Raw genomic sequence first — 741 nt, forward strand, 5'->3', positions numbered from 1 at the left:
ATGAGCAGCCCACCGACAATGGGGATCAGCACGATTTGGACCAGAGACATCGCCATGTCCCCGGCCGGAACAATGTATGCGTTCCAGCCGGTGAATGCCCCTGGCAACAGGAATGCTGCCGCGGCACCGGCAATGATCATCAACGGGAACACCGTGACGGCCAGGTGACCACCCCGACGTTGCGAATCAACAGGTTCAGTAGTCCGTGAATGGGGCATGTGGTCCTCCTACCGAGGGGATGAACTGCGCCAGCCAACGTCGCAGTTCGGGGTCGCACACGTAGACGTAGGTTCCGCTCATTCCACGGGTCAGCAACACTGAATAGATGTTGGCGATGTAACGCAGCAGGTCCTGATCGGTGGTGATCTGACCGCGCATCGTGTTGTTGCGCTTGCCCACCGCGTCTCGGTAGCTGCCGCGGTCAACAACCAATTGCTCAGAACTTGGGTCGAAACGCAGGTCCGGCCCGATGATCACTCCCGCATAGTTCAGGTCGTACCCCTGAACCGTGTGGATCGAACCAACTTCCTCGAGGGAATTGCTGGAGTTGATCCAGTCCGTGTCCGTGGAATTCCACCGCAGTCGAACGTCGTCGATCTCGATGTCGTACGCCTGACGGTCCTTACGGCTGCGCCACTCCCAGGCGTACCCGGCGACCATCCGTGACAAGCCGAACTGTTCATCGCAGTCCCGAACACGCTGCACCATGTCCGCGCGTCGCTCGGACAACACGAATTCGTA

The 741-nt window shown here is 59.4% G+C and carries 1 protein-coding gene and 1 pseudogene; both read right to left on the bottom strand.

Annotation, left to right across the window (positions count from 1 at the left end; all coding sequences use genetic code 11):
• Positions 1-218 (bottom strand): annotated as a pseudogene (locus GTW58_RS13250) (hypothetical protein); the annotation flags it as partial.
• Positions 196-741, bottom strand: a 546-nt coding sequence (locus GTW58_RS13255) for a DNA/RNA helicase domain-containing protein (RefSeq protein WP_168023579.1), incomplete at its 5' end; no start/stop codon positions are given. The pseudogene GTW58_RS13250 and the gene GTW58_RS13255, both read right to left, overlap by 23 nt.

Origin of the sequence: Kocuria subflava (assembly GCF_012163155.1) — a bacterium.
Lineage (GTDB): Bacteria > Actinomycetota > Actinomycetes > Actinomycetales > Micrococcaceae > Kocuria > Kocuria subflava.